General features: G+C 42.7%; 22 protein-coding genes. 12 read left to right on the top strand and 10 right to left on the bottom strand.

Features of this window, described 5'->3' with window-relative positions:
• Nucleotides 1-144: 144 nt before the first annotated feature.
• The 4 genes from topA to FTT77_RS04875 all read right to left on the bottom strand — a co-directional run bounded on the left by topA (nucleotide 145) and on the right by FTT77_RS04875 (nucleotide 4,725).
• Entirely contained in the window at nucleotides 145-2,787 is a 2,643-nt protein-coding gene (gene topA / locus FTT77_RS04890; protein ID WP_180109029.1) for a type I DNA topoisomerase, read from the bottom strand.
• Between the two features lie 38 nt (nucleotides 2,788-2,825).
• Complete coding sequence (locus FTT77_RS04885) at nucleotides 2,826-3,275, bottom strand: hypothetical protein (RefSeq protein ID WP_078189705.1); 450 nt, start codon at nucleotides 3,273-3,275, stop codon at nucleotides 2,826-2,828.
• A 70-nt stretch (nucleotides 3,276-3,345) separates the two neighbouring features.
• Nucleotides 3,346-4,347, bottom strand: a complete 1,002-nt coding sequence (locus FTT77_RS04880) for a hypothetical protein (protein WP_180109030.1) — start codon at nucleotides 4,345-4,347, stop codon at nucleotides 3,346-3,348.
• A gap of 132 nt (nucleotides 4,348-4,479) precedes the next feature.
• Entirely contained in the window at nucleotides 4,480-4,725 is a 246-nt protein-coding gene (locus tag FTT77_RS04875) for a SlyX family protein (protein ID WP_078189840.1), read from the bottom strand.
• A 34-nt stretch (nucleotides 4,726-4,759) separates the two neighbouring features.
• Here FTT77_RS04875 and FTT77_RS04870 point away from each other — a divergent pair, with 34 nt between their 5' ends.
• The 4 genes from FTT77_RS04870 to FTT77_RS04855 all read left to right on the top strand — a co-directional run bounded on the left by FTT77_RS04870 (nucleotide 4,760) and on the right by FTT77_RS04855 (nucleotide 9,792).
• Nucleotides 4,760-6,664, top strand: a complete 1,905-nt coding sequence (locus FTT77_RS04870; RefSeq protein WP_180073312.1) for an ATP-binding cassette domain-containing protein — start codon at nucleotides 4,760-4,762, stop codon at nucleotides 6,662-6,664.
• A gap of 186 nt (nucleotides 6,665-6,850) precedes the next feature.
• Nucleotides 6,851-7,612 carry a 3-oxoacyl-ACP reductase gene (locus FTT77_RS04865; RefSeq protein WP_180066295.1) on the top strand — a complete coding sequence of 254 codons (762 nt, stop codon included), beginning with the start codon at nucleotides 6,851-6,853 and terminating at the stop codon, nucleotides 7,610-7,612.
• A 99-nt stretch (nucleotides 7,613-7,711) separates the two neighbouring features.
• Entirely contained in the window at nucleotides 7,712-8,647 is a 936-nt protein-coding gene (locus FTT77_RS04860; protein WP_180109031.1) for a lauroyl acyltransferase, read from the top strand.
• Nucleotides 8,648-8,679: 32 nt separating this feature from the next.
• Complete coding sequence (locus tag FTT77_RS04855) at nucleotides 8,680-9,792, top strand: glycosyltransferase family 4 protein (protein ID WP_180007156.1); 1,113 nt, start codon at nucleotides 8,680-8,682, stop codon at nucleotides 9,790-9,792.
• A 179-nt stretch (nucleotides 9,793-9,971) separates the two neighbouring features.
• On the opposite strand, the gene FTT77_RS04850 is transcribed toward FTT77_RS04855, so the two are convergent.
• Both FTT77_RS04850 and FTT77_RS04845 read right to left on the bottom strand, forming a co-directional pair.
• On the bottom strand, nucleotides 9,972-10,277 hold the full coding sequence (locus tag FTT77_RS04850; protein WP_257220972.1) for a hypothetical protein: 306 nt from the start codon (nucleotides 10,275-10,277) through the stop codon (nucleotides 9,972-9,974).
• A 371-nt stretch (nucleotides 10,278-10,648) separates the two neighbouring features.
• A complete protein-coding gene (locus tag FTT77_RS04845; protein WP_180109032.1) occupies nucleotides 10,649-11,776 on the bottom strand; it encodes an endonuclease/exonuclease/phosphatase family protein in 1,128 nt (375 codons plus the stop codon).
• Between the two features lie 185 nt (nucleotides 11,777-11,961).
• Here FTT77_RS04845 and asd point away from each other — a divergent pair, with 185 nt between their 5' ends.
• The 5 genes from asd to truA all read left to right on the top strand — a co-directional run bounded on the left by asd (nucleotide 11,962) and on the right by truA (nucleotide 17,869).
• Nucleotides 11,962-13,080: an aspartate-semialdehyde dehydrogenase gene (gene asd, locus FTT77_RS04840; protein ID WP_180101434.1), complete on the top strand. Its 1,119-nt coding sequence runs from the start codon at nucleotides 11,962-11,964 to the stop codon at nucleotides 13,078-13,080.
• Between the two features lie 143 nt (nucleotides 13,081-13,223).
• Nucleotides 13,224-14,657 carry a hypothetical protein gene (locus FTT77_RS04835; RefSeq protein ID WP_180109033.1) on the top strand — a complete coding sequence of 478 codons (1,434 nt, stop codon included), beginning with the start codon at nucleotides 13,224-13,226 and terminating at the stop codon, nucleotides 14,655-14,657.
• A gap of 75 nt (nucleotides 14,658-14,732) precedes the next feature.
• Nucleotides 14,733-16,043, top strand: a complete 1,311-nt coding sequence (locus FTT77_RS04830; RefSeq protein WP_180007152.1) for a fimbrial protein FimV — start codon at nucleotides 14,733-14,735, stop codon at nucleotides 16,041-16,043.
• Between the two features lie 49 nt (nucleotides 16,044-16,092).
• A complete protein-coding gene (locus FTT77_RS04825) occupies nucleotides 16,093-17,055 on the top strand; it encodes an asparaginase domain-containing protein (RefSeq protein WP_180007259.1) in 963 nt (320 codons plus the stop codon).
• Nucleotides 17,056-17,071: 16 nt separating this feature from the next.
• Complete coding sequence (truA, locus tag FTT77_RS04820; RefSeq protein WP_180007151.1) at nucleotides 17,072-17,869, top strand: tRNA pseudouridine(38-40) synthase TruA; 798 nt, start codon at nucleotides 17,072-17,074, stop codon at nucleotides 17,867-17,869.
• 127 nt (nucleotides 17,870-17,996) lie between these two features.
• Here truA and FTT77_RS04815 read toward each other — a convergent pair whose 3' ends face one another.
• A complete protein-coding gene (locus FTT77_RS04815) occupies nucleotides 17,997-19,004 on the bottom strand; it encodes an AraC family transcriptional regulator (RefSeq protein WP_078189717.1) in 1,008 nt (335 codons plus the stop codon).
• 231 nt (nucleotides 19,005-19,235) lie between these two features.
• On the opposite strand from FTT77_RS04815, the gene infA reads away from it, so the two are divergent.
• The 3 genes from infA (at nucleotide 19,236) to FTT77_RS04800 (ending at nucleotide 20,546) form a co-directional block, all read left to right on the top strand.
• Entirely contained in the window at nucleotides 19,236-19,457 is a 222-nt protein-coding gene (gene infA, locus FTT77_RS04810) for a translation initiation factor IF-1 (protein ID WP_001284370.1), read from the top strand.
• A gap of 153 nt (nucleotides 19,458-19,610) precedes the next feature.
• Nucleotides 19,611-19,985 carry a hypothetical protein gene (locus FTT77_RS04805; protein WP_180007150.1) on the top strand — a complete coding sequence of 125 codons (375 nt, stop codon included), beginning with the start codon at nucleotides 19,611-19,613 and terminating at the stop codon, nucleotides 19,983-19,985.
• 114 nt (nucleotides 19,986-20,099) lie between these two features.
• The gene (locus FTT77_RS04800; RefSeq protein ID WP_306669366.1) at nucleotides 20,100-20,546 is read left to right on the top strand and encodes a hypothetical protein; all 447 of its coding nucleotides are present in this window, start codon (nucleotides 20,100-20,102) and stop codon (nucleotides 20,544-20,546) included.
• Between the two features lie 74 nt (nucleotides 20,547-20,620).
• On the opposite strand, the gene leuB is transcribed toward FTT77_RS04800, so the two are convergent.
• The 3 genes from leuB to leuD all read right to left on the bottom strand — a co-directional run bounded on the left by leuB (nucleotide 20,621) and on the right by leuD (nucleotide 23,065).
• Nucleotides 20,621-21,700, bottom strand: coding sequence for a 3-isopropylmalate dehydrogenase (leuB, locus tag FTT77_RS04795; RefSeq protein WP_078189719.1), 1,080 nt, complete (start codon nucleotides 21,698-21,700; stop codon nucleotides 20,621-20,623).
• A gap of 41 nt (nucleotides 21,701-21,741) precedes the next feature.
• A complete protein-coding gene (locus FTT77_RS04790; RefSeq protein ID WP_111884086.1) occupies nucleotides 21,742-22,305 on the bottom strand; it encodes a hypothetical protein in 564 nt (187 codons plus the stop codon).
• A 109-nt stretch (nucleotides 22,306-22,414) separates the two neighbouring features.
• Nucleotides 22,415-23,065, bottom strand: a complete 651-nt coding sequence (leuD, locus tag FTT77_RS04785; protein WP_180109034.1) for a 3-isopropylmalate dehydratase small subunit — start codon at nucleotides 23,063-23,065, stop codon at nucleotides 22,415-22,417.
• Between the last annotated feature and the right edge of the window lie 82 nt (nucleotides 23,066-23,147).

Raw genomic sequence — 23,147 nt, 5'->3', positions numbered from 1 at the left:
CGTTTATTTTCAGAATTAAAACAGAACATTCGTAGAATGTCTTGGTCAATTTAAAAGCTCAATCGATTACTTACTTTAAAAAAAGCCTTGATCAAAAGACATAAAAAATGCCGACCGAAGTCAGCATTTTATTGGTTTTAAAGCTTAAGCCTCAACCCACTTACCGTCTTGGTACACCAAAGACCATTTGGTTTGTTTGCCTTCAGCATTTTCAGAACCAATATATTGCGCTTGGTTTTTACGGCTGAATTTCACCAATGTTGGGTTTCCTTCAGGATCGACATCCGGCGCTTGTAAGATGAACTGATATTTCGCATCCAATTGATCTGCGACAGAACGTAGTTCCGCGACTTTAGGCGCACGAGTTTCACGTACTTTCGGGAACTTACTTGCAGCTAAGAATAAACCTGCTGCGCCATCACGAAGGACAAAGAAGTCATCATGTTTGGTTGAACGTAAGTGTTCCATTTTAATTGGATCTACACGTGGAGGTGCCGGCTGACCGTTCTTCAACACTTTACGTGTATTGTCACAGCTATTACATGCAAAGTAAGGACCGAAACGGCCTGTCTTCAATTGCATTTCGCCATCACATTTGTCGCAAGGAATGGTTGGGCCATCATAACCTTTGATTTTGAACTCACCTTCTTCAAGCTCAAAACCAGCGCAGTCTGGGTTATTACCACAGATATGCAACTTACGCCCACCATCAATCACATAGCTATCCATGGCTGTTTCACAGATTGGACAACGTTTTTTCGACATCAAATCTGCTGTTTCTGCCGAGTCATCGTCAGACAGTGCAGCCAATGATTCTACAGGTGTCAGGTTTAAAGTTCCCTTACAACGCTCTTTTGGCGGTAAGTTATAACCTGAACAACCCAAGAACACGCCTGTAGTCCCTGTACGAATTTGCATCGGACGGTCACATTCTTTACAGTGCACAGCATCCACTTCTACAGGTAAATTACGGCGCATGCCATTTTCACCCTGAGCTGTGGTTAAGCGTGTTTTAAAATCACCGTAGAAGCTATTGAGTAACTCTTTCCAATTACGATCACCATCCGCGACTTTATCTAGCTGACCTTCAAGGTCTGCGGTAAATGCATAGTTCATCAAGTTATTGAAGTTTTCATCGAGACGGTCTGTCACGATTTCACCCATTTTCTCGGCGAACAACCGACGGTTATCGAGCTTCACATAACCACGGTCTTGAATGGTTGAGATAATCGCAGCATACGTCGATGGACGACCAATACCTTTTTTCTCAAGCTCTTTGACCAATGATGCTTCAGTGAAGCGCGCAGGTGGTTTGGTAAAGTGTTGAGATGGATCTAATTTTTCAAGCTTCAGTACTTCACCGACTTTTACAGCAGGTAGCAGTACATCATCATCCGATTTGTTTTGACCACGAACTTTGGTAAAACCATCAAAGACCAATGTACGGCCCTTAGCTTTAAGTTCTACACCATTGGCATTGACTAAAATCGTTGATGATAAATATTCTGCAGGTGTCATTTGACATGCCACAAACTGACGCCAGATCAAGTCATAAAGACGCTGTGCATCACGCTCTACACCCACCAAACTATCGCCTTTTAACGCGACATTCGATGGACGAATCGCTTCATGGGCTTCTTGCGCACCGGCTTTATTGCCATAACGATTTGGTTTAGCTGGTAAATATTTTTGACCAAACTCAGTTTCGATATGACCACGAACCATATTCACAGCGTCATCACTCAAGAATGTTGAGTCTGTACGCATGTAGGTAATAAAGCCGGCTTCATATAAACGCTGTGCCAACATCATGGTTTTCTTCACAGAAAAACCTAAACGTGTACTTGCTGCTTGTTGCAATGTAGACGTGATGTATGGCGCACTTGGATTAACCTTGGTGGGTTTGTCTTCACGTGCTGAAACTGTGTAGTCGGCATCTTTAATCAGGTTCAGTAAAGCATCCGTTTCAGCTTTATTGTGCAGTTTTAAAGTCTTGCCATTTTGCTTCACTGCTTCTAAGCGGATATCGTCTTTCTTCGACTTGGTATCTGCAAAAACTTGCCAAAATTCTTCTGGAATGAAGGCACGAATTTCACGTTCACGCTCAACCACAAGTTTAACAGCCACAGATTGCACACGACCTGCCGATAAACCACGGGCGATTTTTTCCCATAAGAGTGGCGAGATCATAAAGCCCACAATACGGTCGAGGAAACGACGGGCTTGTTGAGCATTAACTTTATCTGTATCGAGGCGAGAAGGATGTTTAAACGCTTCTTGGATGGCATTTTTGGTAATTTCGTTGAACACCACACGTTGATAACGTGAGTCGTCACCGCCAATGACTTCTTTTAAATGCCAAGCAATTGCTTCTCCTTCCCTATCCATATCCGTTGCGAGATAGACCTCGTCAACTTGCGATGCAAGCTTTTTCAGTTCCGCAACAACATGTTCTTTGCCCGGTAGGACTTCGTACTGTGCCTTCCAGTCATTTTCAGGGTCTACACCCATACGATTAACCAAAGCTTTTTGTGCTTTTTTGGCTTTTTCAGCTTCAGTTAATTTTGCACGAGTTACTGGCTTTTTCTCTGCTGTTTTACTCGAGCCGCCTGTAGGTAAATCACGGACATGACCCACCGATGATTTCACGATGTAATCAGAGCCCAAATATTTATTGATTGTTTTCGCTTTTGCAGGCGATTCCACAATCACTAACGCACGCTTTTTCCCAGCATCGGCAGATTTTGCTGTGGTACTTTTAGATGTGGACCGAGGAGCGTTCGCCATAGTTAACCATCATTCCTGTTTAATAGGTTTTTTAAAATTTAAAGTTCAGCCAATGAATGTAAAAATGCTTTCATATCATCAAGCTGTGTGGCCCTTAAGTCAGATTCTTCGTTCCAATAGAGTCCTACACAGTTTGCCTGCATATCAATAGCATAAATGCCCTTTAATGTAATGGCTAAATCCTTGAACTTGTCATCACCATGTACCAGTTCAAGTTTGTCATCGACCACTAAAGCACGCATTAAAGGCAAACGCGCATCTGGAATCAGCACACTGTAATACGCCACCATACTGGCACGTTTTTCAGAAGCCATTGGAATCTTGGTCCAAGCAGGTGCAGCCACTAAACGTGGATGCAGCCCCATCTTACGCGCCTTCTCGCGCATAATGCCCAAGGCTTTTTCTCTAGGATTTACTCGAAGTCCAAAAATCGACCCAAGTACAAAGACCACAATAAAAACGGTAACCCAGATTCCAGTATTTTCCATAGCACAACCTTTATATTCCTTTATTAGAGTTGCATAAGCGCAATATAAAACGCAAGTTCACTCGATAAAATTAATTCAGGAACATCTCGTGGCTATACAGCACTTCGTGACCATTCCAATAGATATATCCTTTTTCGATCAACTCTTTAAGTAATAGTCGAACATCAGATTGTGGGAACATTTGCTCCAATAAATCACGTAAGGCGTAGATATCTTTTGGTTTATCTGACTTTAATTCATGCAATTTTCGGATCACTTCCATTTGCACAGGGTCAATTTTATTAAAATTTTTAAATAAGCCTTGCTGTGCAGCCTGAATCATCGATGCCGTATCATCAGTATTTGAGGTTTGATCTTCAAGTGAAGCACTAAATGCATTCAGGTCTGTTTTGATGGGCAATGCTGTTTCAGCAGTCGCATTTAAATCTAGCTGCACCCATTGTTTGAGTACTTTTTTTCGAATCGAAATTTGCTCATCAAAGCGTTTGACGATTTTTAGATTGATCAACATACCGACCAAATGCTGAGCTTTTTCGCTAGAGACTTGCAAAATATTCATCAGCGAGTTTTTCAGTTTATCCAAACTGTTTGGCTTGCCACTGAGTTTTTCCAGACCATCACAATAGTGTTTAATCAGTAATAAATCAGGTTTATTCCGAATGGTTTCTAGGTCAGGAATTTTATACTTAACTTTATGTGAAACTTCTTGTTCTGATTGAATTTGAATAAGATGTGCGCTGAGTCCAGAGCCGTTCAATTGTTCCATCAATAATTCAATATCAGGCATTGCTGAAATCACTTCAATATGCGCATCTGGATCCATCAAGGCCATCAGTTGCCCCACAATCACCGCATATTCAAATTCTTTTTGCGGCGTTTCTGGAATATCCAAAACCACCAATTGGCCACTCGCGATCCACCCTGCAATTTCAGTCAAATCTTCAAGTGCATATTCAAATTTTCCATTGCAGCTAAACACATACAAAGTACTGTAATGTTCAATGATATTGCGCAATAGATTTGCTGTAGGCGGGTTATTTTCCAAATCTAGCAGGACAACTTTTTGACTCATGAGATGAAATAATGGGTTTCGATCAGCAGATGCGGTGCATTAGACCTGTCACGCTGCAAAAGGTCAAATAAATTTACACCAATCCACAGCTTTGGCGCTGATTCGTCATCTGCCTGTCATTCAATAGTGACATTAATAATGCGGTGGGCGGTTGGTCATTGGGTCAAATGCCGCAATACCTTCAGATAAATCTGCCGATTCAATACGACGATACAACATCTGCATTTGTTTCTTTAAATCAGCGATTTCGGCGTTTTGACGCGCAACTTGATCATTCAGTTGATCAACTAAATCATCTAAAAATGCAATTCGGACTTGCAAATCTTCAATGGGTGCGGAAAATGACGCCTGTTCATCAAGATTTTGTTGTGTAGTCAATTTACACTCCTCATATAAGATTTCAGGAAACATTATGGCCTATATTACTTTAAGGGACGTCCAGCTTGCATTTGGCGGACCTTCCCTACTCGACGGCGCGAACTTCAGTTTAGAACGTGGCGAGCGAGTGTGTCTAATCGGTCGTAATGGTGAAGGTAAGTCTACTTTACTTAAACTGATTGAGGGAACTTTATTGCCAGACGGCGGTGAAGTTTCATTACAAAATGGCATTACGATTTCAATGCTTGCGCAAGATGTCCCCATGGATTCGGGCAAAGTTGCTGATATTGTAGCCGATGGTGCAGGTGAAGCTGCTACTGTACTGCGTGCTTATCATGAAGCCAGCGAAGCCTGCGTACTCGGCGATATGGACGCCTGTGAGCGCATGGGTAACCTACAACATCAGATGGATCAAATGGATGGCTGGTCACTTGAAACCAAAGTAAATGCTATCCTCAGTAAAATGGGCCTAGACCCAGAAGCTGACCTTGCAGATTTGTCTGGTGGTCGTAAGCGTCGTGTTCTATTGGCACGTGCTCTCTTAACGCAGCCCGATGTATTGCTACTCGACGAACCAACCAACCATTTGGACGTTGAAAGTATTGAATGGCTCGAAAAATTCTTACTCGATCAAAACAACTTAACCCTGTTGTTTATTTCGCATGACCGTTCATTTGTCGACAATATTGCGACTCGTATTGTGGAACTTGACCGCGGCATTTTGCGTAGCTATGAAGGCAACTATTCACGTTACCTCGAACTCAAAGCTCAGCAAATGGAAGCGGAAGAGAAACAAAATGCGCTATTCGATAAAAAACTCGCTGAAGAAGAAATGTGGATTCGTCAGGGCATTAAAGCGCGTCGTACCCGTAACGAAGGTCGTGTTCGTGCCTTAAAAGCGTTGCGTGAAGAGTCTAAAGCACGTCGTTCACAACAAGGTAAAGTGAGCATGGCAACGCAAGATGCGCAGCGCTCAGGTAAAGTGGTCTTTGAAATTGAAAACTTAGCTGTGCAATTTGGCAACAGTGCTCCAATCATCAAAGACTTCTCGGCGCTGGTATTACGTGGTGACCGTATCGGTTTAGTCGGTGACAACGGTGTGGGTAAAACCACCCTCATTAAAGCTATTTTGGGTGAGCAAGAACATACTGGTACAGTAAAAACAGGTACACAGCTTGAAGTTGCTTACTTTGATCAGCTTCGAAATGCACTTGATCTTGAAAAATCAGTGAAAGATAACGTCTCTGAAGGCTCAGACCATGTCGATGTAAACGGTAGCCGTCGTCACATCTACAGTTATTTACAAGACTTTTTATTCTCTCCAGAACGCGCACGTACACCAGTTAAAGCACTGTCTGGGGGTGAGCGTAACCGTATTCTGTTGGCGAAACTGCTACTGAAACCATCGAACCTGATTGTGATGGACGAACCGACCAACGACTTGGATATGGTGACGCTTGAACTGTTAGAAGAAATGCTCAGCGCGTACAAAGGCACACTGTTACTGATTTCGCATGACCGTGCCTTTATGGACAACGTGGTGACGTCGACTTGGGTCTTTGATGGTAAAGGTCAAATCGATGAATACATCGGTGGTTACCAAGACTATTTGGAACAGCGTCCTGACCAAACTGTCGTGGATCAAAAAAGCGATGTGAAAAAAGCCATGGCTAAAGCCGAAGCCGCGGCTGCCGCTGCCGTGCCTAAAAAAGTCAAGCTCAGCTATAAAGACCAACGTGCCCTAGAACAACTACCGACTGAAATTGAAGCATTAGAACAAGAGCAAGCTGAATTGTCTGAAAAATTAGCCGACGGTTCTTGGTTCATGACTGACGCCGATGCTGCCACTAAAGCATCACAGCGTCTTGCTGAAATTGATGACGAAATGCTAGAAAAAATGGAACGTTTAGATGAGCTAGAAATGCTCGCTAAAGGCTAAGTCCACAAATATTCCACACAGAAAAAGCCGTATTTCGATACGGCTTTTTTTATCTCGTATGACTCGACTGAATTATTAGATCGGATGACTCAGTTTCAAATTGGAGCATGCAGCGTCTGTAAAGACGATTCCGCTAATGTGAAAAGCTTGCTATGGTGACACTCAACATTAGATTGGGTCACGAACATGCAAATTTCAGATCAAATTGTCTTAGTTACAGGAGGCGCACGTGGCCTCGGTTTGGCAATTAGCCAAACTTTAATAGCTGAAGGCGCACGCGTGGTCGTGAACTATCTATCCAGTCAAACTGCAGCAGAACAATTGACTACCGAATTTCCTCAGCAAGTGTTTGCCTATCAAGCAGATGTCACTGATAAAGCTCAAGTAGAACAGCTTTTTGCCGCAGCAAGAGCACATTTTGGTGCCTCAATCACCTCTGTCGTGAATAATGCCCTCATCCATTTTCAATTTAATGGCGATGCCCGTCCTAAAATGGAAGAACTGACTGCACAGCACTTACAGCAACAATTTGATGGAGCAGTCGTCGCTGCACTCAACACCACTCAAGCGGCGCTTCCCAAGATGAAAGCACAGGGTTTTGGTCGCATTGTGAATATTGGTACCAACCTGGTACAAAACCCTGTCGTGCCTTACCACGACTACACTGCAGCAAAGGCAGCGCTGTTGGCCTTCACCCGCACAGCGGCGCATGAACTGGGTGAGTTTGGGATTAACGTCAATATGCTTTCTGGTGGCTTATTACAAAGCACCGATGCCAGTAAAGCGACACCCGATGCCGTGTTTGATTTAATCGCGGCATCGACACCTTTACGCACAGTGACCACGCCTGAAGAATTTGCTGCGGCCATCATGATGTTCTTGTCCCCTTACTCACGTGCGGTCACCGGGCAGAATTTGATTGTCGATGGCGGTTTAGTCAAAGGTTAAGTCAAAGGTTAAGTCTGATGCAGCATGAGGTTGAACTTTCTCTTTCAATTCAGCTTCATGCTAAACTGAACCCTATTTTTTAATCTTTGATTTAGCCCTATGAGTCAAAAGCCAACATATCAACCCGGAAAATTCCAATGGTCTTTCTTACTTCCTCAGTATTGGGGAATTTGGATAGGGATTGTATTTCTTATGATTTTGGCGATTCTTCCGTGGGCAATTCAGTATCGACTTGGGCAATTCCTCGGTTCTGTCGCATTTAATAATCTCAAATCACGTCGTAAAACCACGATTCGCAACTTGGAAGTTTGCTTTCCTGAATGGACAGCAGAACAGGTTGAGGCCAATGCACGACAGGTTTTTATCGACCAAATGATTGGCATTTTTGAAACTTTAAATGCATGGTACAGTCCGCAGTGGTTCAAAAATCGGGTGCAAATTGAAGGCTTAGAACATATTCAAAATGCACAAGCTGAAGGCAAAGGTATTTTACTCCTCGGCACACATTCTACCCTGCTCGATGCTGGTGGCTATTTATGCGCACAGTTCTTTGAGCCGGATGTGGTTTATCGTCCGCAAAATAATCCGCTGTTGGATATGTTGATTGTGCGTTGCCGTGCCACCATCTATGCCAACCAAATCGACCATGATGATATGCGTGGCTTGATTCGCAATCTGAAAAATGCCCATGCCATTTGGTACAGTCCCGATCAGGACTTTGGTTTAAAACAAGGGGTCATGGCACCATTTTTTGGTACTCCCGCAGCCACTGTTACTGCGCATCGTCGCTTATTAAAAATTGCTAAAGCCGTGGCGATCCCATTGTATTTTTATCGAGATGGCGACATCAGCAACCCTCAATATCATGTGCTGATTGAACCTGCTTTGAATAATTTTCCGAGTGAAGATGAAGTTTCGGATGCTATTCGAACCAATAAAATTATTGAAAATCAGCTACGAATCGCACCGATGCAATACATGTGGTTCCATCGCCGCTTTAAAACCCGCCCTCAAGGCTATGACAAAATCTATTGAGTTCAACTCAGCACATAAAAAAGAGAAATGCTATGAAAGTAATGCAGCTTTTACCTGAATTGAACAGTGGTGGTGTCGAGCGAGGAACCTTAGAAATAGCTCGTGCTTTAGTGACCGCCGGTCATGAGTCCTTAGTGGTTTCAAATGGTGGTCGCATGGTAACTCAATTGGAAGCTGAAGGTTCAACTCACCTCACGCTCGCAATCCATAAAAAAGCCTTATCAAGCTTATGGCAAATTCGTCCTCTACGTAAACTGATTGAGCAACATCAACCAGACATCGTGCATGTGCGCTCACGTGTCCCTGCGTGGCTCACGCATTTTGCCCTCAAAGGGATTCCTGCAAACAAGCGACCTCACCTGATTTCAACTGTACATGGTTTTTATTCGATTAATCGCTATAGTCAAATCATGACGCAGGCTGAAAAAGTCATTGCGGTCTCGGATAGTGTTGTCAAATACATCACGGACAACTACAAAAACTGTCCTACCAAGGACATTGTGCGTATTTATCGTGGCATTGACCCCGCTGCTTTTCCACATGGTTATCAACCCTCAGCACAGTGGCTCAATCAAACCCTAAAAGATTTCCCTGAACTAGAAAATAAGCGTCTGATTTGCTTACCAGGCCGTATCACCCGTTTGAAAGGTCATGAAACCCTGATCCATTTAATGGAACAGCTACAAACACAGTATCCCGACGTACATGCCGTGGTGGTCGGTGGTGCTGATCCGAAAAAAGCGGCTTATTTACAAGAAATGCAAGACAGTATTGCGGCTAAAGGGCTGAGTGATCGGATTACTTTTGTCGGTCATCGTTCAGATATCCGTGAATGGTTAGCTTTTAGCGATTTGGTTTTATCTTTGTCGAGCCAAGCGGAAACCTTTGGACGGACTGTACTCGAAGCACTGTCTGTAGGTACACCTGTGATCGGTTGGAACCGTGGTGGCGTAGCTGAAATTTTATCGAATGTCTATCCGCAAGGTTTAGTCACTGTCGATGATGAAACCCAATTACTCGAAACCTTAAAGTTGCATTTAGACCAACCACAACACGTGCAGCCTATCAGCATGTTTAGTTTAAAAGAGATGTGTGATCAGACTTTGGAGTTGTATACGCAAGTAGCCTCTCAGCATTCAGCTTAATTGACTACACACCATAGATATTTGCTGTGCAGGATAGCGCTCGGAAAATTTTTTTAATTAAGCACCTAGATCAGCATCTAGAAAGGATATTGTGAATTTCACAATATCTTTTTTTCTATTAGGATTTTTTAACTGGCGATTTAATCCTTCCATTTAGCCCTTCAATTTCGGGCTTCCACTTAGCCCTTCCATACACGGTATCGGCACATCAACCAAAGAATTAGCGGCAACAACATGACATTTAGAATATGTTTCAAACTTTGCCCTATACGCCAAAAGCCTCTATCTAAAATATCATGGCGTGCATTAAACAATTCCAATCCCACTGCGACGACCACAACAGTCCAAATCGCATAAGGTGATTTCAATTGGCGGTGATGGCAAAAGGCCACAAAAAAGAACAGTATTAAGCCAAGGTAAATGGAAAGTGCATCGGTGGATAAGTGTGTAATCTGCAATATTTTTTGGTGCCATTCGTACAGCATAGAACGTCTCATACCTATATTTTTATTGGAAATTCATCGTTTTTTTCTTGGCACACTGTATAAAGAAATTGATCAAAAGAAAAGCAAAAAATTCTATATCACAAAAGCAAAACCCGAGTTCTGCATCCTGCAAAACTCGGGTCTATGAGGTTGTGCTTTCACAAGTATTCTTTTTATTTTTTATTGGCTTTCCTTTCCTGCATCCGTTCCGTGATGCTTCCATCGGCTTCGTCTTCCTTAGTGGGATGTTCCGTTCCCAGTTCCATGTGCCGATGAACAAAGAATAAGTCAATACACTTGACCTGACCATTCGTCAGAAGCCGAAAGCTGTGTAAGCTATTTCTTACACTTTTCTCTTAAATCAAACAAAATCAAGGTGCCTTCGTACCATCCTTATAATCACGGGCGATTTCATCAGTCACAATCTTCTCCTCTTCCTCAGCTTTTTCTATACCCTCCTGAATTGCCTCTTGCGCTTCTTGTTCATCTTCATCTGTTTGCTCTAATTCTTCTTGGATTTGCTCAAATACCCTGCATGTTTGCAGCACCACATAGACTGGAAAATGGTCTGAACCGATATTGGGCAAGCGTTCCATATGTACCAATGCAAAATCTGTACTATGAAAAATATGGTCGAGCGACCAACGCAGCAGTGGATAATTGGCATGAAAGGTATTCACGAAATGCCGCCCAACTCGTGGGTCTAAAAGCCCACTGATCCGTTGAAAGAGTCGTGTGGTCCGTGACCATGCCACATCATTCAGGTCCCCCATAACAATGCAACTTTCATCTAAATCTTTGATCTGATCGCCGACAATCAGCAATTCTGCATCGCGTAAAGTTGAATCTTTAGCTTCCGTTGGACTTGGCGGTTTGGGATGTAAACAATACAGTTGTACCTGATTTCCTGATGCTAAGGTGACTTGGGTATGAATCGAAGGAATTTCATCACTGAGAATAAATTTAACTTCAGTTTCAGTGAGTTCTAACTTGCTATACAAATGCATCCCATACAAATTATCCAAAGGTACGGGTACGCGATAAGGATAATCAGCTTCAATCACTGCCAATTCATTTTGCCAAGTTTGATCGGTTTCTAGCGTGAGGACCAAGTCCGGTTGATGCTTCTGTATTTGCGCCAATAACAAGTGATATTGGGTATTTGGCGTGAGTACATTGGAGACAATGATTGAAATCTGTTTTTGTGTATCTAACTGGTCTGATCGGACTTGTTTGACTTGTTTTTTCCACAGAAACGTATAAGGCAATACCATTTTCAATTGATATGCCAAGGCGGCAATCAGCCCAATTAGAATGATTTCACGCGCCAAGTCCCATTCCGCATTCCATAAAATTAAGCCCATGAAAGCAAATATACCCAAAGCCAAGATTTGCAGGCGCGGAAAATCTGCACCACGAAACCACCATTCATCTCGTGGGATCAGTGACCAAAATGTCAACCAAATGACGAAGCCCGCCAGTATTTCAATCCAAATCATTACGCCTCCCTTATATTCTTTATTTTTTATTGATTCATAAATTTATATCAGTTTTGCATGTAACATAAACAAGATATATTGCACAATATTATTGGTGTTTTCATTATGTAGCGCTTGCAGTTATGCGCCCTTTTGGTACACTCGAACCCCCTTTTTATTTTTTTAACGCACCGAGGCAAAGTGACATGAAAGTAGGTCTGGTCGGTTGGCGCGGGATGGTTGGTTCCGTCCTTATGCAACGTATGGTTGAAGAAAACGATTTCGCTCATTTCGAACCGTTTTACTTTTCTACCAGTAATGCAGGTGGTGAAGCCCCTGCGTTTGGTGGTAAGACTGCCCCAGCACTTATGGATGCAACGGACATTGATAGTCTGAAGCAAATGGATGTCATTATCACCTGCCAAGGTGGCGATTATACGACTGAAGTTTTCCCTAAGCTGAAAGCTGAAAACTGGAATGGTTACTGGATCGATGCTGCATCGACTTTACGTATGGATGATGAAGCGATCATCGTACTTGACCCAGTAAACATGAACGTAATCAAAGACGGCTTAGTGAAAGGCACAAAAACATTCGTGGGCGGTAACTGTACCGTTTCACTTATGCTGATGGGTTTAGGCGGTCTATTCCAAAATAATTTAGTGGAATGGGCAACCTCAATGACTTATCAAGCAGCTTCTGGTGCAGGCGCGCAAAACATGCGTGAACTGATTTCAGGTATGGGCTACTTGTACAACAATACCAAAGATTTACTAGATGACCCACGTTCACCAATTTTAGATATCGATTCTAAAATTGCAGCCCTACAACGCGGTGAAGGTTTCCCATCTGCAAACTTCGGTGTGCCTTTAGCGGGTTCTCTCATTCCTTATATCGACAAACAGCTTGAAAGCGGTCAGTCGAAAGAAGAGTGGAAAGGTCAAGTTGAAACCAACAAGATCTTAGGCAACCAGCAAATCGTTCCAATCGATGGCCACTGTGTCCGTATCGGTGCGATGCGTTGTCACTCACAAGCATTGACTTTAAAACTTCGTAAAGATGTTCCACTGGATGAAATCGAAGATATCATCGCTAGTGCCAACGATTGGTCTAAAGTGGTGCCAAATACGCGTGAAGCTTCAATGACTGATCTGACTCCTGTTGCTGTAACTGGCACCTTGTCTGTTCCAGTTGGTCGTCTACGTAAGCTCAACATGGGTAAAGAATACCTAGGCGCATTCACTGTGGGTGACCAATTGCTTTGGGGTGCTGCTGAACCTTTACGTCGTATGCTAAGAATTCTCATTGATTATAAAAATGCTTAAGCATTTTTAAGTCTCTGAACAAGAAGCCGATCACAATTGATCGGTTTTTTTATGTAACTGTCGTGTAAATATTTTACAATTCTTCGACAACTCGCTAATCTATAATTTTCGCCATGCGACATATATTCGAGCTAAAGATTAAGATGACCGTATATAACAAATTAAAGATCGCCATTTTAGCCGTTATTGCATCTCAAAACATTCAAGCGATCAGCATTGATCCTGTACAAGTCCAGTCAGCACCCGGGGAATTGCTGTACGCTGAGATTCATTTTCGCCACTCAAATACATCTGTGCCGCTCAATGCAAGTTTAGCCACGGCAGAGGATTTATTGAGTATGGGTACAGGGCATCAACCACCGGGGCATTTAAACTTCTTCACGCGTCGTGATGGTGCAGGCAATGGGGTAATTACCATTACCTCTTCGCGTCCAGTGACCGATGCTGAGCTTAATTTTATTGTCAATATTAAAGAAGGTAATGCTTCACGCCTGCAACAAATTCGCACTCCATTAAAACGCAATCCAGCGCCGTCGAATGCGACTCAAACCCGTGCCAATGAACGTGCTTTAGCACCTGTCGTGATCGTAAATGAAAAAGAAATTGCCTTAAATTTACCTGTTAGCACCCTCTACACCGCAAAAGCACCTGTAGCTGCAGAACAACCCTTATTACTCAGCACCAAAACACCGCCGAAGTTAGCACAATTAGCAACGTCAACGCCTGTTGCGATTGAACCTGTCACGCATGTGCAAAATTATAGCGTTGCACCTGCGGAGCAAAATAGCGCAAGTACTTCATCAGGTTCTGAAACATCAATTTCGCAAGTTACAAAAACCAATTCGACCGGCTCTGTCAGTTCAGAAATGCAAGCCACACAAACTGCAACAGCATCAACTGCAAGATCTAAAGACCCATTGGCACAAAAATTTGCTGCTGAGCAGGCAGCGCTAAAACGTGAAAATCCAACAACGACAGCTCAAACTGCATCTACACCAAAACCACCAAGTGCTGCGGCTTCATCGACAGCAACACCAGCGGCAAAATATGTGGTTCGCTCAAATGAAAGCCTTTGGGGAATTGCCTCACGTATTGCGACAGAACAAAACCGCCCTGTTTCTGAAGTCATGCAACAAATTAAAAACAGCAACGAACATGCATTCATTCAAGGCGATGTAAACCGTCTGCGCCGTGGTGCTGCCTTAAATCTGCATGGTATGCAGCAAGCAAAACAGCCTGTCAAAGTCTCTGCTGCAGAACTTGCCAAAGTACCTTCGAAGCAGTCAGGTAAAACCAAATACCGCTTGAATCAAGCTGAAATGAGTCTGGTTGCAGAGAAAGCGCAAGATTCGGCACAATCTTCTGCCAACAGTGCGGCAGAAAAGAATAAAACTTCGAAAGAGTTGTCATTAAAAGTTATGACATCTCGTGAAAAAACCGTTAAATTACAGAGAAACGTAACTCAATTAGAATTGGCGCTAAATCAAAAGGATCACAGAATTCAATTATTAAATGCTCGTCTTGCTCAACTGCAACAACAGTTGAAAGCTCAACAAGCAGATAAAAGAAGCCAATAAACTAAAACGTTACCAATCAAGATTTTATAGGGATGAGTGCAACTGTATATCGCTCTATCTCCAAGGGGTTAAAACATGCTGATTTATGTGATTCCATTAGTGATCTTAGTGATCGTATTGGTTTTTTTAAACAAACGCCAAAAAGGTCAAGAATCAGATAAAGCCAAACCAACATCCACTAAAACCAAGAAATCGGGTGTTTCAGCCAAAGCGACTCCGAAGAAAACTCAAGTGGTTGAAAGCAGTGTCATTGAAAAAAAATCAATGACGCCGTTAACGACCGATGCTCGTGGTAAAATTGAAAAATTAATTGCGGAACGTAATTTCTTTTCTGCTGAAGCGCAAATTAATCAATCATTAAAACGTGACAACTCACAACATGAGTTGTATCTATATCTATTAGATATTCACATTTTACAAAAAGACGAATTTGCCATCAGCCAATTGCTGAGCCATATTCGTTCACTTGAACTTGATGAAATTTTAGAACAAGCTGAAGCAAAAAAAGTAGAGTTTGAAAATTCTCAAAATGTGAAAGATGATGCCATTAACTTTGTATCACCGATCACTGAAGAGGCTCCCTCAAAAGCCCAAAATACCTCTGATTTTGATGCTTTAATGCAAAGTTCAACTGCTGCACCTGTTGAGCCCAAAGCAGCCGAAATTAAACCACTAGATTTTAATTTCACCACTGAAACGCCTGCAAAAGCAGACATTTCTACCCCAGTTGAAAGTGCGCCTGCTGAAAAAATACAGCCGCTTGAATTTGACACGCTTTCAATTTCACCAGAACCTGCACTTGAAGCAACACTGAAAACCGAAGAGATTGCTCAGCCATCTCCTGCCGTTGAAGAAATCAAACCAATTGATTTTGCAATGGACTTTGCCCCAAGCACTGAAGCTGCGGCTGAAACTAAAACAGAAACTGTAGAAGAAAAAATCGAGCCTTTAGATTTTTCATTTACAACAGAAACACCAGTTGTAGAAGAAAACAAAGTTGAAGCTCCAACCTTAAACTTTGACTTAGGTGCTTTTGAAACAGCAAAAACAGAAGAAGCCGTTGTCGCTCCTGCAACAGAGTTTAACTTAGAGTCTACGCCTAAAGAGAAACCTGCCGTACCTGCATCAAGTGGTGTGAGTTTTGACATTAGCGGTTTAGGCACACCGTCAACCCCATCTGCTACAGACCAAAACGATCCATTGGTTCAATCTTTCCCTGAACTGGTTGAAGTCAATGAAATTGAATTGAATCTTGAATTGGCAGCGCAATACATCAAACTAGGTGCTTATGACGCTGCACGTGAAATTTTGACTGAAAAAGAAGCTGAGTTTTCTTCAGCTCAACGTCAACAAGCAGATCAGTTACTGAATCAAATCGCATCTTAAGCAAAAGCGATTTAAACTAAAGCAGTCTTTCAAGGCTGCTTTTTTTATGATGAAAAAAATTGCTCTTATTTATATGGGTGGTACCTTCGGTTGTATCGGTGAACCGTTAAGCCCCATGCCAGCGAATGCGTTTTTACCTAAATTACAGCATGTGCTGCCACTACACCTAAACATTGAATGTTTTGTTGCACCTGTCATTCGTGACAGTAGTGCTTGTACTGCGCCCGACTGGCTGGCGCTGATTCAACAAATTCAAAGCTTACAATTACAACAATTTCAGCATTTCGTAATTATTCATGGTACAGACACGCTTAGCTATGCCAGTGCAGTGCTTGCACACTTTATAGGACAGTCTGCTCATATCGTGCTTACAGGCAGCCAATATCCGCTGTTTAATGTGGCTGGTGACAATACCCGTGAATTTACTGATGCCATCGACAATTTAAATTTTGCATTGGAATCGGTACATCAATTGAGTGTTGGGGTTTATTTGGCCTTTCACCATCAATTGATGCATGCTCAATCCGCACTGAAAGTGCATACAACCGATCTAAAAGCCTTTGATGGGCTGCCAGCCACACAGCCACTTTCAATGCTGACATCGCCTTATATTGTTCAGGCCAATGATTTAGACAAAGCGGCTCATTTCAATTGCCTGAATTGGATGTGGCAACCGATTGCAACCAAGCTACACAGTCAAAATTTAACGACTCTGCTTACACACACGCCAGACGTTTTGATTCTGCAAGGTTTTGGCACAGGCAATATTGCCGTTGATGCTGAGTTACTCAATGTATTAAAGGCTATACAACAAAAAAATTGCAAAATTATTTTAAGTACACAGGTTGTTCATGGCGGTATAGATCAACGCTATGCTGTGAATGACTGGGTCAAAGACAGTGGAATATTACTAAGCAATTGTTTGGGTCATGCAGATCTTTATGCCAAATGTTTGAAAATGTATTTACAATACGGCAGTGCCGCAGACTGGACTGCGCATTGGAACGATTAAGTCATTTGAGGTAACTATGCAACGTTTTGCGATTGGGATTGAGTTTTGTGGCATGCAATACAAGGGCTGGCAAACTCAGCAACCGGGCGTACCAAGCGTGCAAGAAACCATTGAAACCGTCCTCAGTAAAGTAGCCAATGAGCCGATCATGTTGCATGGCGCTGGCCGAACAGATGCCGGCGTCCATGCAACCAATATGGTGGCACATTTCGATACTCAGGCGATTCGCCCCATTCGCGGATGGTTAATGGGCAGCAATAGCCAATTACCCCGTGATATCTCCATCCAATGGATTAAGGAAATGGATCAGGACTTCCATGCCCGCTTTAAAGCGCAAGCACGTCGTTATCGCTATGTGGTCTATAACAATCCACAACGTCCAGCTTTACTGCACAAGCAAGTGACTCATGTTTATGCCAAGCTAGATGTGCTAAAAATGCAACGTGCCGCGGCCAAATTTGAAGGCACTCATAATTTCGAAAGCTTCCGTGCCGCAGCCTGTCAGTCCAATCAGCCTGTTCGTCATGTCAGCCATTGCCGTCTGATCCAACACGGATGCTACTTGGTCCTAGATATTCAGGCCGATGGTTTTTTACATCACATGGTGCGTAACATCATGGGCTGTTTGTTGGAAATTGGGCAAGGTATGTATGACGTTGACCATATTGACGATATTTTTGCTGCTGAAGACCGTAAAGCAGCAGGTGTCACTGCACCACCCGATGGACTATATTTTATCCATGCAGACTATCCAGCTCAGTTTAAACTTCCTCAAGTTCCGTTAGGACCACATTGGCTAAATATGCCTGAATAAACAATCCCTCCCAACCCCACTTTCACAGAGAGGGTGTTTCATTTCCGCCATTGCCAGATTCTAAAGATGAAAATCCCTCTTTGAAAAAGGGGGATTCTGTTTAGGGAATACTTTTAAATGTTCAACGTTAACGCTGCTTTCGTTTACGATATTCCACAGGCGTTTCATTGGTCCAGCGTTTAAATGCACGATAGAACGTACTTGGTTCAGAAAAACCCGTTAAGTACACAATGCGCTCCACACTTTCATTGGTATTGGCCAATAATTTTTTAGCCAAACGACAGCGATAGTCTGACAAAATTTGCTGAAAACTAGTATTGGCTTCTGACAACTGAGTCCGTAAACGACGCGGGGTAATGTTGAGCTGCGCAGCGACCGTTTCAAGCGTGGTTTCACCACTTTCTAGCGTTGAACCAATTGCACGGCGAACTTCACCGACCAAATCATAACGCGCCAACTCCTGAAGTTTTTCAATCGCCAACTGCTCATGCAATTGTAATAACTCAGGTTCTGCCTGCCACAATTGATACTCTAAAATAGCCGGATCAAAATACAATCGGGTTTCTTTCTGCCCTAAGCTCACAGGGCATTCATAAACACGGAAATACTCATCATCTGGCGCGCCCTGACTAAAGTTAAAGTCGATATAAATCGGCTGAAAACGCCCTTCAGTAATAAACTTAAAGAAACGCAAAACACCGGACATCGCGCATTCAGAAAAATGACGATTCACGATATTTTCTGCCCAAGGCTGATGACCATTGGTCAAATAGCAGCGGTCATCTTCAATCACCAATTGTGCATGAAAGGCATCGCTAATTAGGCGTTGATACGCCAAAGCTCGCTTTAAACCTTCACCAAAATTCTCAGATGAAATAAATAAGTGTTCAATCACCTGCCCTCGATATAAAGGCAAATGCTCTCCCAGATGCAAACCAATATCAGGATCCTTACTGACTTCTTCTGCAGCCACCCAGAACGCAAATTGCGCATTCAATGGGGTACGGTCATTGGTTTCAACCTGATTTAATGCCACACCCGCTTTTGTTAAAATTTCTTCTGTTGGCAATCCGGCACGACGAATCGCTTGATACCCTAAACGCAACACAACAGATGCATCAGTTAGCTGACCCACTCCAGAACCTTCCTTGTATGTACTTCATTTATACCTAAAAAGATTGATTTTAGATTAACTGTGATTGACCAAACTGACAACTGTTACTGCACATTTTTTGTTGAAAATATTTAACTGAATTGTTCGCTTATTTTACTGACAGTCGATCAGTTCAAAGCCTTTTACGGCTTGTATTCTGAAAAAAAATTGACTATAATTTGCGCCTTGCTAATTTATTCATTCAGGTAGGCTATGGCCAATAAAGAGGAACTCATCGAGTTCGAAGGCGTTGTCACCGAGACGCTTCCTAATACTATGTTCCGTGTACGTTTAGAAAACGGTCATGAAGTGATTGCTCACATCTCTGGCAAAATGCGTAAACACTATATCCGTATTTTGACTGGCGACAGTGTTAAAGTAGAAATGACACCTTATGATTTGACTAAGGGTCGTATCACTTACCGTGCGCGCTAAGTTTTAGCGAAGCGAAAAAGCCACTTTATAAGTGGCTTTTTTTGTATTTATTTCAATACAATGATAAAAATTGACTGCAAATTTGCTTTCCTTTACAGTCTAAAAACATAAAAATTCGATTATAAAATTCAAAATATAAGGACATAAAATCATATGAAACATCTAGGATTAGTCGGTGCTATCTTTTGTGTGGCTTGCGCCACGACAGGCCAAAAGCAACTCAATCAATCCCTACAACACTATATTGGACAGCCAGCTGATCAAGTTCATAAAGAGCTCAACTTGAGTCAATTGGGCTATAAAGTGATGGGAGCACCCGTACAAAGCAATGAAAAACTTAGCTATACCATTTTACGCTCGATGCCAATCCCGATTGGTACACCAAATATCGGCACCAGTATAGCCATGGGCGCCCCTATCCCAACGCCGTCTAAAGGTGGTGTCACTGTCGATATGGAATGTAAAATCGAGTTCAAATTACGCAATCAAATAGTTGAATCCATTGACTATGTTGGCAGAGCTTGTTGATCCTGCATGAGAATACTAGAGGCTAATCTTGCTCAGATGACCGTGTATCAAATGACTACAGTGTTATACAGACCGATCTGACTAAACTGAATTTATTTCGTGAGGAACTGACCCATGGAATTTATTTTAGAACATCAGGTTTACAAAGATCAGCGTTTTATTCGTCCGATATTGAGCATGGGATGCGTTCTAAGCATTGTATGCTTGGCTGGCTGTAGCACGACATCAACGATATCCTCCGTTGAACGTGAACGCTATTTAACCTCATTTATTGGTCAATCGAGCCAAACGATTCAAGCAGAACTTAATCTCAGCAAACTCGGCTATCAAAGAACCTCTCCCGTAGAGGTCAGTTCTGACTACCTCCGTTATCGTGTCGCACGCCCGATCAGTATTCCTTTACCGATGGCTGAAAATCCCGCAATGGGCATGGGCAGCGGCGCTGCTGTGCCGATTCCCAGTGGAAATACACGCTATGAGGTTGAGTTAAACTGCCTTATTCAATTTCGCTTAAAGCATAATATTGCAACTGATGTCCGATTAACTGGTCGCACCTGTTAGCGCATCAATTCTAAGATTGATAATTTCTAGGCACAAAAAAACGCAGCATAAACGCTGCGTTTTTTGATTCGCCATTAGTTCAATGCAGAAACTACAGCTTGACCCATTTCAACAGTACCGACTTGAGTACTGCCTTCTGACATGATGTCACCTGTACGTAAGCCTTGATCTAAGACGTTGCCTACTGCATCTTCAATCGCTTTTGCCGCCGCTTCTTCACGGAAGGTATAGCGCAGCATCATAGCAACAGACAGAATCGTTGCTAATGGGTTCGCAATGTTTTGACCTGCGATGTCTGGCGCTGAACCGTGGCAAGGCTCATACATACCTTTACCATTTTCATCTAAAGAAGCCGATGGCAACATGCCGATAGAACCGGTTAACATCGCCGCTTCATCAGACAAGATATCGCCGAACAAGTTACCTGTCACGATTACATCAAACTGTTTTGGCGCACGGACCAATTGCATAGCAGCATTGTCAACATACATATGAGACAAGTTAATTTCAGGATACTGCTCTTCTTTTAACGCAGTTACAGTTTGTTTCCAAAGCTCAGTCACTTCTAGTACGTTGGCTTTATCCACTGAACACACTTTACCACCGCGTAAGTTCGCCATTTCAAAAGCAACTTTGGCAATACGCTTGATTTCAGATTCAGCATATACGTCAGTATTGAAACCTTGTTTTTCGCCGTTTTCGAGTTCACGAATACCACGTGGTTGACCGAAATAGATCCCGCCAGTTAACTCACGTACGATCAAAATATCCAAACCTGCTACGATTTCAGGTTTTAAGCTCGACGCATCTGCAAGCTGCGGATAAAGAATTGCTGGACGTAAATTGGCAAATAAATTTAATTCTGAACGAATTTTTAATAGGCCACGTTCTGGACGAATTGAACGCTCAATGGTATCCCACTTAGGACCACCCACTGCACCCAATAAAATCGCATCAGCAGTCTTCGCTTGTGCTGCTGTTACATCTGGATAAGGTGAACCGTGCGCATCGATCGCTGCACCACCTAAAAGACCTTGTTCCCAAGTCAAACCTAAGTTGAATTTCTCGTTTACACGTGTCAGCACTTGTTCAGCCGCTTTCACGATTTCAGGACCAATACCATCACCTGGTAAAATCAAAATATGTTTTGACATGAGTCTTTCCATTTATACGCTGGCTTGATTACCAGTCAGATTTAAAGTTTCTTTTCTACAAACTCACCAAGTCCTGTGAGGACATTGTAGGGTCGGCAGAAACGTCGAATCGTTTTTGCACCTTGCTTTAAGTCTACACAGAGCGGATCAGGCGCAGATTTATCCAGTAAACTGCCTCTGTTTTTTGAACGCTCACGGTACATTTTAAAGGTGTACTCGTGTTTGGACCTAAAGTTGTGAATGACATGCAAGCGCTCTGCTTTTTCCTGAGAAATTGGATAATAGCGAATCACGATTTCATGCTGACCTGTAGGTACAGACAAATACAAAGGATTAGGTTCAGACAATGAACGACCATTCAACCGTACAATGCCTGCTTTAATCGCAGCACGTTGTACACGTTGATTATTTGGATCAACCACTTGTATTTGATCAAAACGCTCAAATTCACAGTGCGCTGTACCTGCACAGTAAATCAAAGCATTATTGTTTGTACTTTCAGTTTCTTTCACATTTTTAATGCGTGCCGTGTCAAAGCTTTGACAGGCAGAGAGCGTTGCAAACAGCGCTCCCGTTACAACCAGCTGACCGAAGAACTTTTTCATTTTTCGAACCCAACCTGATAAATTCTGGCTAACGTATAAATTTTGTTTCGCCTGATATTAACAAGACTTAAGCCGACTGACTACTAAGAAGTTCTACAGTGACACTGACTTAAGCTTTAATTTCTGCAAATACCCAAGGGCGAGATGCTTTGGTTTTTTCTTCATAAGCACGGATATCATCGGCTGCTTGTAAAGTTAAACCGATATCATCCAAGCCATTCAATAAGCAGTGTTTACGGAATGGATCGACTTCAAATGTAAATGCTTCACCACTCGGTGTACGCACTTCTTGCGCAGCCAAATCAATGGTTAATTGATAGCCTTCAGATGCAGCACATTCTTTAAACAACTGATCGACGATCTCTTCAGACAAGATCACTGGCAACATGCCGTTTTTAAAGCTGTTATTAAAGAAAATGTCCGCATAGCTTGGTGCAATCACGGTACGGAAGCCATATTCTTCCAACGCCCATGGCGCATGTTCACGGCTTGAACCACAACCAAAGTTAGCACGTGAAATCAAGATCGATGCACCTTGATAACGTGGTTTATTCAATTCAAAGTCAGGGTTTAAAGGACGTTTTGAGTTGTCTTGACCCAAATAGCCTTCATCCAAATAACGCAATTCATCAAAAAGATTTGCACCAAAACCTGTACGCTTAATTGACTTTAAGAACTGCTTTGGAATGATTAAATCTGTATCGACATTGGCACGGTCTAATGGTGCAACGACACCTTGTTCAACGGTATATTTTTTCATGTTTATTTCTCACTGAATCCGTGACCTCTCCCTAACCCTCTCCTAAAAGGAGAGGGAACTCCTTCTCCCTCAGGGAGAAGGT

This window comes from Acinetobacter sp. YH01010 (assembly GCF_013420775.1).
Classification (GTDB): domain Bacteria; phylum Pseudomonadota; class Gammaproteobacteria; order Pseudomonadales; family Moraxellaceae; genus Acinetobacter; species Acinetobacter amyesii.
This window is presented reverse-complemented; position numbering and strand designations above follow the sequence as displayed.